We start from the raw sequence: 1,330 nt of genomic DNA on the forward strand, positions 1-1,330 counted from the left end.
ACCGGATTTGTTCGCCCTTAGCGTGCAGATACGTCACTTTCGTGTAGTCACCCCTAGCAAGTGAGACTGGCGCGGCAGAGCTTCCGCTGAGCGATGCAAGTATGGTGCGGACATAGCTGCGCGTTTCAGCAAAGGGCGGAATTCCGCCATGCTTGTCGACGTTGCCCGGACCGGCATTGTACGCAGCCAAAGCAAGATGCCACGAGCCAAAGCGATTGAGCTGCTCACGCAGGTACCGCGCTCCCCCGCGGAGGTTTTCAACAGGGTCCCAAGGATCTGAAACGCCAAGATAGTTTGCGGTCCCCGGCATCAGCTGCGCCATGCCCATGGCCCCGGCAGGACTGCGCGCAAAGGGCTGGTAGCGGCTTTCATGAGCAACGAGCGCGTCAAACAGCCGCACAGGAACGCCGGCTTCGCAAGCGGCTGCAGCGACGTGGCGGAAATAGAGACGGCGTCGCGATTGTGCCACCTCGGACAGGTCATAGCGCGGGAAGTATCCTCCAGAGAGGCAATCGGGATCTGACCCGAGTCTTGATGCATTCACCAGCGTGGGAATGACGGCAGAGTTTCCGCGTCTCATCCAGGACGGGATGTAGAACAATGGGGGCGTGGGACTGACAGGGGTGATCGCCTCTTCCGCAAAGGCAGTCCCTTCACCCCCGGGAACGGGCTGCTTGGCCTCCGGCTGCCCGGTCGGGGGTTTGACAGGCACTCCGGGCACCAGGACCGAGAATTCTGGGGGTGTGCTGCTCGAGAAGTCTTCAAGCTTGGCCTCTTGGCCTGCCGCTTGGCTGCTGAGCGCGATGAGCGCTGCGATGAGGTAGAATTTCATAACCACACCTTTCGGCATGGCTTGAGTACCGCCGAATAAGGTTATCGAGAAGGCTCAGCTGGCGCAAGCGTCGTATGGATTTGGCGAGGTAAGCACCGCACCAGCAGCTGCCGCCCCAGACCCGGCGGTCGTTCCTCGCCACACATCAAAGTGACCGCTTTTGTCGAAATCTGCCACTCAGCTCGATCGAGCGGACCGAAAGCTGCGACCACATCGCATATTCTGGTCGAACGAACGTGGACCGAAACTGTGATCGGCCGTTGGAACTGCATCGGCACCGGAGTTCATCACTGCAAGAGTAGACGCAGCCGAGTGGTGCTATAGGGTACGCTTACCTGCAGGATGCAGTCAGTTATCTGGCTTCGGCCAGCACAGAGTTTAGGGTCGAGACTCAATCACAGCCAGAATGCCACAGCGGCAGCGAGGCTTACGGCTGAGAGGAAGTTTCTGGCGAGCTTGTCGTATCGGGTAGCGATGCGGCGGAAGTCCTTGAGGCGG

Annotated in this window: 1 protein-coding gene and 1 pseudogene; both read right to left on the bottom strand. The window is 59.8% G+C overall.

Going from position 1 to position 1,330, the window contains the following annotated elements:
- The coding region (locus AX735_RS10435) for a lytic transglycosylase domain-containing protein (RefSeq protein WP_231750085.1) at window positions 1-832 on the bottom strand (832 nt) is incomplete at its 3' end.
- 395 nt (window positions 833-1,227) lie between these two features.
- Window positions 1,228-1,330, bottom strand: a pseudogene (locus AX735_RS25060) (IS5/IS1182 family transposase); the annotation flags it as partial.

The organism is Blastomonas sp. CCH1-A6 (genome assembly GCF_001556365.1).
GTDB classification, from domain to species: domain Bacteria; phylum Pseudomonadota; class Alphaproteobacteria; order Sphingomonadales; family Sphingomonadaceae; genus Blastomonas; species Blastomonas ursincola.